General features: G+C 42.9%; 10 protein-coding genes and 1 pseudogene. All 11 read left to right on the top strand.

Features of this window, described 5'->3' with window-relative positions; genetic code table 11:
- Positions 1–265: 265 nt before the first annotated feature.
- Positions 266–760: pseudogene (locus tag ACFIJ7_RS08350) on the top strand (hypothetical protein); the annotation flags it as partial.
- Between the two features lie 7 nt (positions 761–767).
- On the top strand, positions 768–2,138 hold the full coding sequence (locus tag ACFIJ7_RS08345) for a hypothetical protein (RefSeq protein ID WP_375645037.1): 1,371 nt from the start codon (positions 768–770) through the stop codon (positions 2,136–2,138).
- Between the two features lie 10 nt (positions 2,139–2,148).
- Positions 2,149–4,254: a glycine zipper family protein gene (locus tag ACFIJ7_RS08340; RefSeq protein WP_375645036.1), complete on the top strand. Its 2,106-nt coding sequence runs from the start codon at positions 2,149–2,151 to the stop codon at positions 4,252–4,254.
- On the top strand, positions 4,251–4,898 hold the full coding sequence (locus tag ACFIJ7_RS08335) for a transglycosylase SLT domain-containing protein (protein WP_375645035.1): 648 nt from the start codon (positions 4,251–4,253) through the stop codon (positions 4,896–4,898). Before ACFIJ7_RS08340 ends, ACFIJ7_RS08335 begins: the two co-directional genes overlap by 4 nt.
- Positions 4,899–4,910: 12 nt before the next feature.
- Positions 4,911–5,912 (top strand): phage tail protein, encoded by a 1,002-nt coding sequence (locus ACFIJ7_RS08330; RefSeq protein ID WP_375645034.1) that lies wholly within the window; start codon positions 4,911–4,913, stop codon positions 5,910–5,912.
- A 7-nt stretch (positions 5,913–5,919) separates the two neighbouring features.
- Positions 5,920–6,933: a phage tail protein gene (locus ACFIJ7_RS08325; protein WP_375645033.1), complete on the top strand. Its 1,014-nt coding sequence runs from the start codon at positions 5,920–5,922 to the stop codon at positions 6,931–6,933.
- Between the two features lie 7 nt (positions 6,934–6,940).
- Complete coding sequence (locus ACFIJ7_RS08320; RefSeq protein ID WP_375645032.1) at positions 6,941–8,068, top strand: phage tail protein; 1,128 nt, start codon at positions 6,941–6,943, stop codon at positions 8,066–8,068.
- Positions 8,069–8,077: 9 nt separating this feature from the next.
- Positions 8,078–8,311 carry a hypothetical protein gene (locus ACFIJ7_RS08315; RefSeq protein WP_375645031.1) on the top strand — a complete coding sequence of 78 codons (234 nt, stop codon included), beginning with the start codon at positions 8,078–8,080 and terminating at the stop codon, positions 8,309–8,311.
- Between the two features lie 21 nt (positions 8,312–8,332).
- Entirely contained in the window at positions 8,333–11,935 is a 3,603-nt protein-coding gene (locus tag ACFIJ7_RS08310) for an alanine-zipper protein (RefSeq protein WP_375645030.1), read from the top strand.
- Between the two features lie 9 nt (positions 11,936–11,944).
- Positions 11,945–12,274 carry a hypothetical protein gene (locus ACFIJ7_RS08305; protein ID WP_375645029.1) on the top strand — a complete coding sequence of 110 codons (330 nt, stop codon included), beginning with the start codon at positions 11,945–11,947 and terminating at the stop codon, positions 12,272–12,274.
- Between the two features lie 64 nt (positions 12,275–12,338).
- A partial coding sequence (locus tag ACFIJ7_RS08300; RefSeq protein WP_375645038.1) for a lysozyme occupies positions 12,339–12,502 on the top strand: 164 nt, incomplete at its 3' end.

The following is a 12,502-nucleotide window of genomic DNA, read 5'->3' as shown; positions in this document are numbered from 1 at the left end:
CGCTTATGAAGTAACAAGCCGGCACCATCATTATATTTGCCAGCCCCCAATGTTGCGACAGCCCTTGCATTAAGACGATTCATAAGAACCATTTTTACTCCTTTCTTGTACAAATTTTATCCACACACTCATCCCACTTGTTATGTGCAAGTAAGTGGTTTTAGTTGATTCAAGATAAACAGATTTGAAATGAGAGAATCCTACGTTATTCGAGACTCTCATTCAACATACAAAACAGTGAATTATCATTATAAATCAATGTCTTGTAGACCGTGTAAGAGATACGATTAACAGCTCTTTTGCAGGTGCGGGTCGTTATGGGTCCGGTGCACATGCAGGTGTATTGGCAAATGAACTTGGTGCTTTGTCCACAAGTGCTACAGCAGACCAGTATAATCGTGATGCGGACCGCATGATGCAAGCGAATTCACTGATAGACCAAGCCAATCAAAATCAGTTGGGAGCCTCAAATAACTTCTTACAGGGTTATGGCAATGCCTATTCCAATGCCATACAGGGGGGAGGTGTGTTTGATGCCCACAATCAGAGAGTTGTTGATGCCAATCGTGAACGTTGGCTGGAACAAGACAATAGCGGTTGGAATAGGTTGAATATGCTTATGAACGCCGGTCATGGCTTTGCAAGGAATTACGGCACGACGACAGGTAACAACACATCTTCTCTAATGCAAGGCAATGACCCTTGGAAGAACGCTATAGGGATTTTAGCTAGTATTGCTAATTTTGCAGGAAAAAAGTGAGGTAGTTATGCAAAATAGTAACGATAACATGTTATCAAGACTTCTTAAGTCTATGCATGTAATAAGCCAATATGTACCACGTATACGTTTCAACGATCTAGAAGACGCCAAACAACAGGCAAAGAATTTACCTTATTTAACCCCTTCTTCCCCTATAGCAACTTTTGGTTCACAATCAAATCCTTTAGGTTTAGCTAAAAATACTTCACCTTTACCAGATGTAAGTTCGTCTTTAAGATCGGCAGGCAGAAAACCAGATGTACCGTCTTCAGTTCCTTCTTTACCAGTAGCGACCTTTGGTTCACAACCAAATCCTTTAGGTATGGAACCTTTGCCTAATGCAATTGAAACTTCAGATTTGGCATCATTGAAACCAAAGCAGTCTCAATTACCAGAGCCTATTTCATCTGTAGAACCACAGAAGTCTGTACAGCCACAACAGAGTATTGTTCCTCACCAAGATACTGGTTCTCAACAGAGTTTTTGGGATCACTTGCGTAGTCCTGAGTTTTTACAAAGATTATCGGATTATGGGATTGGTTATGCATTATCAGATGGGACGATAGCACAAAGTTTAGCGAATGCAGCTATGAATCTTCGTCGTGGTGATATGGAAAGAGAAAAAAGAGGGCAGGTTAATCAGACCGTCGAGTATCTAAAGTCCAAAGGCTATAGCGAAGAAGAAGCGCGGTTCATGGCTGGGAATAAAGATGCGTTGAATGCTTTTCTATTACAAAAAGCGAACGGCGGTTATGATACTAGATCTAAAGAAGAATTGGACCGCCTACGAGAAACGATAGAGCTTAAAAATAGAGAAACTATCAGTAATAATACACTCCATGACATTGAACGTTTTATGAACTATATAGAAGAAAATGGTGAATGGGCTACAGGTAATGCGGCTAGTATACAAGCTCAGTTGGGTGTTCCTCAACACCGTGATATGAGTTCACTGCTTGATTCCATTAAAAATCGTATAGGTATTGATCGTTTAGAAACGATGAGACAGTATTCGCGTAATGGCGCCTCAGGTTTTGGGAATCTCACAGAAAGAGAACTTGATATCTTAAAGAGCTATTTAGGAGAGATAAAGTACAACTTGGGTCATAAAGAGCTCTTGTTTAGGTTGAAAAAAATCCATGAGATTTTGGGTAAGATGAAATCAGACGTATTGGATTTGCTGGAAAACAATAGCATTGCATTAACGCAAGAGAATGTTGATAAGGTTACATCACAGCCGCATTCTAAAGCTCCACAGCAAGGACATAGTGCAAATGCGCCTGTAGTAAAAAGTGCAGAAGAAATTGAAGCCTTACCGAAAGGGGCAGATTTTATTGTTATTGATGCCGATGGTAAAAGAATGACTATAAGAAAATAGGTTATGTTTCATGTCTGAACTTAAGAATTATGATAAGTCACTTCTTCCTGAATGGGCTAGAAAGTATAAGGTTATTGGTATTGCTGAAGATGTTCAAAAGGAAACAGATTATCCTGAACTTAAGGATTATGATAAATCACGTCTCCCTGAGTGGGCTAGGAAATATAAAGTGATTGGTATTGCTGAGGATATTCCTAATACTCAAGAAACATCTAATGATTTTTCATTTGATGATAAAGATCTTACGTGGTTGGATGCGGTTATGAGACATAGCGCATCTGGTGCAACGGCAGGTTATTTTGACGAAATGAAAGCAGTACGTGAAGCAGGTGTGAGGGATTATTGGAGCGGCGATAAAAAAGCCGAAGAAATCTATAATAGAAGAGTAGCCAAGGAACGCGCTTACCAAAAAGCCTTGGAAGAGAAACATCCATGGTTGTCTTCTGGTGCTTATATTGCTGGTTCGATTTTACCAACAATAGCATCATTTGGTATTCCAGCATTAAATTTTTTGCGAGCAGGTTCGACTTTAGGAGGTTTAGGTAGGGGAGCTCTTGTTGGGGCAGGTTCTGGAGCTTTACACGGTTCTGGTGCAGGAGAAGGTTACAATGATACGGTGAATTCGGCGTTAGCTGGTGGTGTTGGTGGGGCAGTTTTGACGCCGGTTGCTGCTTTAGGAGGTATAGGTATTTCTAAGGCAGTTCGTAGTTTAGGAAATGCTTTAAAATCACCTCCACTTGTAAGGAATTATTTTAATCCTGCTCATAAAGAGGTTTCCAATAAAGCTTTGCGAGAAGTTGCCAAGCAACTTTACGATAATAAAACCCCAAAAATTACCGAACGTCTTAGCTCAGAACCTCAGGAAGTATTTTTGACAGATATTAATGAAAAACTACGACAGACTTTGTGGAATGCGTCTAAAACAAATGAAGATGTTTATAATCTCTTGAAACAAGCGCATGAGAAAAGATTGGGAGGTTCTGTTCAACGTCTTGATGATATGATGGAGCAGACAATTGTTCCATACCAGCATAGCGATACTTTAAGCAGGACGCTTAAACAGCAAGGGAAAGAAGCGCATGATCATCTTTATGAACAAGCAAGGCAAACGCCGATAGGACGAGAGTATTATCCGGCTCTTAATAAACTTTTTGAAAATAAAGGATTTCAAAAAGCTCTCAAAGAAGCTGTCAATACTTTAGAGGAACACCCTCTCAGTATAAATCCTAGAAGGTTTTATGATAGAAGATTTAGCAGTATAACCTATAAACCTACGATAGAGTTATTAGATCAAACTAAGCAGTCTCTTGATGATTTAATCGAAAAAAGTAAGAAACATGGCGATAACCAAAAGATTTTAGGATACGAAGTCCTCAAACAAAATTTGGTAAAAATAATGGATGAAATCTCTCCTACGTACAAAGCAGCACGCGGTAGTGCGGCAAAATTCAAAAACTTTGCAGATAGCTTTGAGGAAGGTAGACAAGCTTTTGGAACAAAGCTTGAAAAGAGTTTTGAAAGGGATGCAGTTCAGGAAAATCTTTCTAAAGGGAATTGGACAAAACAAAATAATACCTATCAGATGGGCATGAGAGATGCATTAGATGATTTACTCAGAAAAAATGATGACCCTATTAATGAATTTTCTAAACTTTTAAAACAAAATCTTGCATCTGAGAATCTTAAAAGGATGATAGGACCGGAACGGTTTTCTACTTTTAAAAAGGCAGTAGATCAGGAGCAATTCTATTCTGATGCAGCAAAAGAGGGTTTTAGCAAATTTGAAGGCATTCCTAAGATTTCTCTTTTTGATGGAGTTCGTGTACCACATAGTATTCCTGATATACCAGCTCAAGGCTTAAAATTAGCACGAAACATATTTTTTCATCCGAATGCACCAGAGGCGCTACGAGCAAAACGAGAGCTAGAGCGCGGTATAGCGAAATTAGCAACTTTTGGCGTTAAAGGAATGGAACGCAATGAAATTGCCAAATTGATTCAAAGTGCTTTGAAGTGGCATAAAGCCGGTGTGATAACGGATGAAGGCTTGAAGATTGTTTCTAGAGCTGTAGCAAAAGGGTTAGGTCCTAGTGCTTCAATAGAGTATGCGAAATGACCCGTTCTAGTCCTTCTGTTAATCAAGCGATACGGCAAACAGCAGCGCGATATGGTTTGCCAGAGAGTTATTTGTACCGTGTTGCACAAGTGGAAAGTGGAGGGAATCCGAATGCAAGGAATCCCTACTCTTCTGCTGGTGGGTTGTATCAATTTATCGATAGCACCGCCAAACAATATGGTTTGCAGGATAGGTTTGACCCCATGCAAGCGGCAGATGCCATGGGGCGGTTGACACTTGATAATCGCAACCATTTAAGCCGTCTGTTGGGGAGAGCGCCTAGTGAAGCGGAGTTGTATTTAGCACATCAACAAGGGGCAGGGGGAGCCGCGCGTCTTTTGCAAAATCCCCATGCCAATGCGGCGCAAATTGTTGGGAGCAATGCGGTTGGCTTGAATGGTGGTAACAACGCTATGCGTGCAAGTGATTTTGTGAACCGTGTATTACAGATGTATGGGGGGCAGCCTTATAGAGCAAGTCCTACAGCGCATGGTGGCATTAGAAATAGAGACAACTTGCTCGAGGTTTTAAGGGCATTATTAGCATCACAAGAAGAGGCTTCGGAAGAAGAAGAGAGTGATGATGATAATCCTTTGATGACGCAATTCATGCGGGCGTTTTACGGACCATTTTACCGGAATTAGGATTTATGAGAGATGTCAACGATCTATGATTGGTCGCTTAGAGCGGCGGATAATACGCGCGTGGATGATTTGATTGATTGGTCCGAAGGACAGCAGCCTAGCAGTGTGAACACGAGCGCCCGTGTGATGATGCAGCGCGTAAAGGAATACTTGTCAGACACGGGTGGAGAGCTTGAAGGCATTGTGACAAATGATCATGTCCAACAAACGAGTGTGATAAGACTTGCAAGCACTTCACAGTTTTTAGAGTATAAGAATGGTATCGTTTTGCGCTTTATGGCTATGGGTAAGAATGTTGGAGCGACCACGATTGTCTTAAATACTTTAGATGGCAAGCCGGTTTATAAAGCAACGGAATTAGGGGTTGGTCCTTTATCAGGGGGCGAAATCCAACAAGGGTGCATTTATACATTGGTTTATAATGAAGATCATTGGCATCTCGTTAATCCTACCTCTATCCCTTTAGAAGAAGAAAGCAGTCTTTATCCCACGGGTTTTATAGGAACCTTTGGAATGCGCGGGATTCCAAAGGATTGGTTAATTTGCGATGGGAAGGCTTATTTACGTCGTGGTTATCGTGATTTGTTTTCTGCGATAGGAACGGTTTGGGGAGAGGGGGATGGCGTTACGACATTTAATGTTCCCGATTTTCGAGGGATGTTTTTACGGGGTGTTGATGGAGGGCGCAATATTGATGAGGGGCGTTCTTTTGCAAGTGTGCAAACAGATTTAATCGAGTCTCACCAACATCAAGGACAGAGCCTTTCGATGTCTCATTTTACCAGCAACGAAAACTTTTGGGATGGGAATACGACGGATGTGTTGGGCTATCGTCTAGGCTTGTTTGGGGGGAGCTCTCTAGCGAATTTTATGGGTATAGAGCGTGAGAATTTAGGGGGCTACATTGTAAGTTCTCATACTCTTGATGAGAGCCAAGAGGTTGTTTTGGAGAGCACTGGTGAAGGCGAGACGCGTCCAGTAAATGTGAGTGTTCTGTTTGCGATTAAGACATGAGGTTAAAATGTCGACGATCTATGATTGGTCTTTAAATGCCTCCTTGAATGCCTATTGTGATGATTTGATTGATTGGTCAAAAGGACAACGTCCTAGCAGCGTGAATAATAGCGCCCGTGTGATGATGCAGCGTGTGCGTGAATATTTATCCGATACGAGTAGTGTAATTGAAAGCACTTTTACGGTTGATGCTGAACAACAGACGACGTTGATAAGACTTCAAAGTAAATCGCATTTTTTGAAATATAAGAATGGGATATCAGTTTGTTTTAAAGCAAAGGGTAAGAATGTTGGGGAAACCGCAATTGCCTTGAATGATTTAGCCGCTAAACCTGTTTATAAGGCGACGGAATTAGGCATTCGTGCATTATCTGGAGGTGAACTTCAAAGGGGATGCATTTATAGCTTGGTTTATAGGGATCATGCTTGGCAAGTTTTAAATCCTACGCCTCTCTCTTTATCACAAGAGCCGGTTATTCCCGTTTATCCTACGGGGACGATAGGGATTTTTGGGATGCAAGTTTTGCCAGATGGCTGGTTACCCTGTGATGGGAAGGCTTATTTGCGCAGTGATTATCCTGCTCTTTATGATGCGATAGGGATCAGGTGGGGTGGAGCTGATAGTTGGACGAAGTTTAATGTTCCCGATTTGCGTGGTGTTTTTTTACGAGGTGTTGATGATGACCGCGAGATAGACCGCTTTCGTTATCTTGGCACTTTACAAAATGACGCTATGAGAAAGCATGATCATGGGGGTCAATCCTTTACGATTTTGAATGATGAAAATCAGGAAGAGAGTTGGCATGGTGATATGACGATCATCTGGGGATATGTGTTGAATGACCAGCAAAGATTGAAACTTGCTGAACGTTTGGGTGTGAGGGCAGAGGATATACGCGTGCACCATAAGCTAGCCTTTCCCCATTCCCACCTTCACATGCGTGATGTTGCATTGGCAAGTTCAGGTGTAAGTGAGACGCGCCCGATTAATATGAGTGTTGTGTTTGGAATCAAGACGTGAGGTTCAGATGTCCACGATTTATGATTGGTCTTTAACGGCATCTGAGAATGGTGGTGCTGATGCTTTAATTAATTGGTCAGAGGGACAGCATCCTAACACGGTTAATAATAGCGCTCGTTTTATGATGCAAAGGATAAGTGAGTATTTATCGGATACGGGCGGCGTGCTTGAAGGGATTGTGACGGTTGATAATAACCAAAAGATGAGCGTGATAAGGCTTCTAAGCCAATCGGCATTTTTAGAGTATAAGAATGGCATATCGGTTTGTTTTAAAGCAAAGGGCAGGAACATTGGGGCGACAACAATTGCTTTGAATAATTTAGCTGGCAAACCTGTTTATAAGGCGACAGAAACCGGTTTATTAGCCTTGTCGGGAGGAGAGATACAAGATGGTTGTCTTTATACAGTCATGTATGATGAAGAACTTTCGGGGTGGCAAGTTCTCAACCCGACAAGGGGTAAAGTTTCTTCCTTAAAACGCTTACCCTCCGGTCTGATAGGACCGTTTGCAATGGAACGCTTGCCGGATGGTTGGTTGCCATGTGATGGAAGTGCTTATTCACGGTATGTTTATTGGGACTTATTTTGTGTCATAGGAACGACGTGGGGAGAAGGGGATGGCGTTGAGACGTTTAATGTTCCCGATTTTCGGGGGCTATTTTTACGGGGACTTGATAATGAACGCAATTTAGACCCTTGGCGTTCTTTTGCAAGTATACAACCCTGTTCTTTAAAAGCGCATGAACATTTTATAGGTCCAGCGTCATTAGAAGGTCTTTCTTCTCGTAAAAAACGGGATGTTTCTTCTTCTGAAGTTTCTTTGCAAAGGCGAAAGAGAGCTATAGACGAAGAGTGTGTAGGTTTGAGTGGGGATAGCTTAAAAAAATGTCATGAAGAATTTGACCGAATAGTGGGCATTTCAGAGGTTCCATTTTGGTTTACAGAAAAAGATAAACCGCCTCGTTTACCTTGGTTTATCAGGAGCCCGTTTGCTAATTTTTTATATTATTCAACGCCTATAACAGAAGGGCTGAATGACAGAGAGCATCATGAACATCACCTTATGGCAGAGAGGGTTGGTGGTGTTGAAACGCGCCCCGTTAATGTGAGTGTCATTTATGGGATCAAGACATGAGGAGTTGAAATGTCATTAAAACCGTTTGTGATATCAGAGATTGACGACCCGTCTCAAGTACGGGTTGTTTTGTATTCTGGGGGAGGTTTTGTCCATGCGCCGCTTAATGGCGTTTTTGATTTACTGAAAGCAGCTTTGAAAGCCGATCTTGATGGATCGTTAAAAGATTTAGAGAAGCGCTTAGAGGCTTTAAGAGAAGAGTTTGAAGATTTGAAAGAGTGTTCATTAGACGAAGTACTCTGAATGATGTGAGGACGAAAGCAGATGAAGATACCCGATCATGAACATGAATATTTGATACCTGTCGCGACGAGAGAAGAAATGATAGCAGGAACTTCTCAAGACAGCGTTGTTGTTCCGAAGCTTTTAGGGACGGCGTCTTTGTATTCGTATGAAACCTTTGCGCCCTTAGAGCAGGTTGTTAATGCAAGGAAAGAAGCAGAAAAAGCCATGGCGCGTGCGAATGGCGCGCAACAAACAGCAGATCAAGCGAAAACTATAGCAGATAGTGTCAAGGAATTATCGGATGCAGCAGCGACGACGATAGCACAAGCAGCAGGCACAGCAGCGAGTGCAGTTACTGTAGCTTCTGAAGCCAAGACGACAGCTGATACAGCTTTAGAGCAGGCAAATACGGCATTAACAGCATCCAATGCCGCCAAGACAACAGCAGAGATATCGAAAGCTTCTTCAGAAGATGCCAAGATGAAATCAGAAGCGGCAGAGAGGTTAGCGCAAGAAGCCAAGCGTATTGCGGAGGATACTAAAGGTGCAGCCGATAGAGTGACGACAGCGGTCACGGAAAGCTCTCAAATAGTGACACAAGTTCAAGGCACAGTAGAGACAGCTTTGACAGAGGCAAGAGAAGCCAAGGCAACGGCAGGAGATGCAAAAACACTTTCCGAACAAACCAAGAGCGCTTTTGATGATGCCAAGCAGGTGATGGGTGAGGTGAAGAATATTGCAGAAACGGCGGCAGCGAGCAGTGGGCAAGCTCTCACTACAGCGAAGGAAGCCAAGATGACAGCTGAGACAGCATCTTCGGTAGCCGGTGATGCAAAAGAAACGGCGTCTAAAGCTCTGTCGGTAGCTCATGATCTTAAGCAATCGGTTGATCATGTCAAGAATACAGCTGAGGGAGCCAAAAGGACAGCAGAAGGAGTAGAACAGAGGGCTTTAACAATAGAAGACGTTGCTATACAAGCCAAGACTAAAGCCGGTGAAGCGAAACAATTGGTTGAAGAAGTTAAGACGAGAACGCATTCGGCAGAAACGTTAGCGAATAATGCAAAGCGGTTAGCGGATAGCGCAAAAGACACAGCGGTGGAAGCAAAAAATAAAGCAGAGGATGCTCATGTCCTTTCGCAAGAAGCTAAGAGCACAGCAGAAACGGCAGAAGAGAAAGCCGCAAGAGCCGAAAAGAAGGCGAATGATGCGACAGTTACAGCTTCAGAAGCCAAGACTATGGCGCAAGAGGCAAAACAGGCGTTAGAGACATCAACAGCGCACCAAGATGCTTCAGAAGCACTGTCTAAAGCCGCTGACGCGAAGAAAGTAGCAGATCAGGCAGCAACGTTAGCCAATGAAAGTAAAACGACAGCTGTTGAGGCAAAAGATTTAGTGGAGGAAGTAAAACAATCGGTAGCGGCAGCGACAGAAACAGCAGAAGATGCGAAAAATACAGCAAGGAAAGCGACTGTAGATATTATTTCTATCAAGGCAAAGGCTTTGACAGCAGAAACGGTAGCTAACGAAGCCAAAGTAGCATCAGAAAGCGCTGTTACAGTGGCGAATACAGCGAAGACCACAGCAGAAGAAGCCAAGAGTGCAGCGGATACAGCAACAGCGACGGCTCATCAAGCCCAACAGAGTGCAGAGGAGGCTACAAAATTAGCTTCTGAAGCGAAAGCGGTAGCAGAGTCTGCGGCGCGTTCAGGAGAGACGGCAGGGCAGGTGAGTGCAGAAGCGGTGAAGGGCTTAGCGGAAGAAGCGAAACGTAAAGCGGAAGCAGTAGAGAAGATTGTACAAGAATCTCAAAGTGCTTTGGATGAACTAAAACAAGTAGCTGGTAGTGCGCAGTCGACAGCAGAAGAGGCAAAAAAGGTTTCTGAAAGCGCCCAGAAGAAGGCAGTACAGGTAGAGACAGTAGCGGATGAAGCCGAAAAAATAGCTAAAGAAGCCAAACAGACAGCTGGTTATGCCAAGCATGATGCGGGTCAAGCCCGTAGTGAGGCGGAAAAGGCAAAAAGCACAGCGAATGAAGCGTGGAGTAAAGCCCACGACGCGAATGAAGCTGCCAGTAACGCTAAGACTATAGCAAGACTAGCGGAAATGGCAGGCGAAGAAGCCAAGAAAATAGCGGAGAAAGCCGATGACCGAGCGTATGAAGCCAAGAATGAAGTAGAAAAAGCCAAGGAAATAGCTAGTAATGCAAAATATATAGCAGAACAAGCGCAGAGGGCAGCCGAAACAGCGGGTAAAAAAGCAGCGTCTTTGGAAGAAGAAGCGGAAGAGGCACAAAAAATAGCCAAGGAAGCCAAAGAGTCTGCTGGCTATGCAAGACATGACGCGACGCAAGCACGCAATCAGGCAGAAGATGCAGAGAAAATAGCCTCGTCTGCGAGGAGTAGGGTTATCGATATCAATCAAGTGGTTGAGAATTTTAAAGCCCCCGTAAGTTTAGCGCGGATGTACTCAGAAGAAGCCAAGAAAAAAGCCGAGTCGGCAGATTCACAAGCCTATCAAGCCAAGAGCGAAGCCGAAAAAGCCAAGGAAGTAGCTGATAGAGCGAAAAGGACAGCAGAAGAAGCCAAAACAACCGCCGATACAATGAAACAAGAGCTTGGAGGTATCAAGAGTTCCCTAGCAATGGCAACAACAGCCCATACAGTAGCCTCACAGGCAAAAGTGCTAGGGGAAGAGATAAACAATTTACTGAAACAGTCCAATTTAACGGTTCTTTCAATTTCTACGCCGTTTCTTGTTGCGACAGGGAAAAAACAACTCACATTGAAGAAAGGAACGCGTATAACCTTGGCATTAGGCAATGATACTTTGGTTGCAAGTTATACGGCAGATACAAGAATAAGCGTTCCTTCTCTTTCGGCAGGCAAGGATTATTATGTTTATTTGGTTTCTGATGGAAAACAGTCTCATAAACTTGTTTTGTCAGAAAACTCTACCTATCCAAGGGATTACACTGTGAGTAATTCTCGTAAGATAGGAGGGTTTCATACGCTCTGTGCGGATGTTGGTACGATTTCTGGTCATCCATTATCCGGTTATCAAGCAGGGGATATTTTACCCAATTCAGTTTGGTGTTTAAATCACCGCCCTTATAGTTCACCAGAGGGAATGGTCTACGACCCCTCTACAGATCTTTGGGTTGATATTTATCTTCAATCAGGGACGGGTGAAAATACGAAATCAATGTATCGTACCAATATAACAACAAACCGTAATTATACCGAACATGTAACAGATATGGCGCGTGTTAAAAAATCTTTACTGAGTGATGAAGCGTTTGTTTCTGCTATGTATGGAAGCAATGAAAAGACACATATTGTTGGCAAGAAAGAACCAACCTCTAAGGTTTCAGGTGGATATAAGGATACGGCAAATATACGGATGATTTCGCATATCGGTTGTGAAGATGGTTGCGGTTATGTTTGGCAATTTTTATCGGGCACGTTTCCTATACCCATAAGCCGTACGCAAAATACGTTTGAAATGAGAGCATTGTTAGGGGGTGGTAGCTGGAGTAATACAACGGATAATGGGCGTTTTACTCGAGCCGCCATGATCGTCAATGGTGGAAATGAACAAGTTGCGGCGCGTGGATGTAGCCATACGCGTCATTTTGTTTAGGAGGGAGAGATGATAGAATATCCAGAACATTTAAATAGCAAAGAAGATTATCTGAACATGCTTTCTTTTGACAAAGTTGAAACAGTAAGAAGGCTAGAGATGCTTTTGACAACGCGTTTTTATTGGGTCTTTGTTAAAGAGCTTGGAGAGGGAGAAGAGGGGATTGAAGATGACACGCATAAGGTTTGTCTAACAACAACCATGCCGTTTGATTTAAATGGTGATTTTGTAGAAAAGCGTTGTCAGTATGAATTACAGGAAAGCGAATATGCGCCGCTCTTTCAACTTGGATTTCGTGTTGAAGAAGTCGAGCAGCTGATCAAAGAGCATAGCCAATAGAGATCATAAAAAAACATTTTTATGCCGCCTCACTTTTGTGGGGCTTTTTTTTATGGAGCGTCAGATGAGAAAGATATCGAAAGAAGGATTAGAGCTTATAAAACAATGGGAAGGTTTGCGTTTAGAGGCTTATAGAGATACGGCATGTGTCTGGACGATTGGTTATGGTCACACCAGCAATGCGGGTCATCCCCTTGTCAAAAAAGGCATGTGTATTAGCCAAGAGCA

The sequence above is a fragment of the Bartonella sp. MR100HLJHH genome (genome assembly GCF_042194215.1).
Lineage (GTDB): Bacteria > Pseudomonadota > Alphaproteobacteria > Rhizobiales > Rhizobiaceae > Bartonella > Bartonella grahamii.
Note: the sequence above shows the minus strand (reverse complement) of the source record. Positions and strands in the feature narration are given on the sequence as shown.

Excerpts from the sequence above, each read along its gene's own strand:
- ACFIJ7_RS08345 (WP_375645037.1), top strand. The coding sequence starts at position 768 with ATGCAAAATAGTAACGATAACATGTTATCAAGACTTCTTAAGTCTATG.
- ACFIJ7_RS08335 (WP_375645035.1), top strand. The coding sequence starts at position 4,251 with ATGACCCGTTCTAGTCCTTCTGTTAATCAAGCGATACGGCAAACAGCA.
- ACFIJ7_RS08315 (WP_375645031.1), top strand. The coding sequence starts at position 8,078 with ATGTCATTAAAACCGTTTGTGATATCAGAGATTGACGACCCGTCTCAA.
- ACFIJ7_RS08305 (WP_375645029.1), top strand. The coding sequence starts at position 11,945 with ATGATAGAATATCCAGAACATTTAAATAGCAAAGAAGATTATCTGAAC.
- ACFIJ7_RS08325 (WP_375645033.1), top strand. The coding sequence starts at position 5,920 with ATGTCGACGATCTATGATTGGTCTTTAAATGCCTCCTTGAATGCCTAT.
- ACFIJ7_RS08320 (WP_375645032.1), top strand. The coding sequence starts at position 6,941 with ATGTCCACGATTTATGATTGGTCTTTAACGGCATCTGAGAATGGTGGT.
- ACFIJ7_RS08310 (WP_375645030.1), top strand. The coding sequence starts at position 8,333 with ATGAAGATACCCGATCATGAACATGAATATTTGATACCTGTCGCGACG.
- ACFIJ7_RS08340 (WP_375645036.1), top strand. The coding sequence starts at position 2,149 with ATGTCTGAACTTAAGAATTATGATAAGTCACTTCTTCCTGAATGGGCT.
- ACFIJ7_RS08330 (WP_375645034.1), top strand. The coding sequence starts at position 4,911 with ATGTCAACGATCTATGATTGGTCGCTTAGAGCGGCGGATAATACGCGC.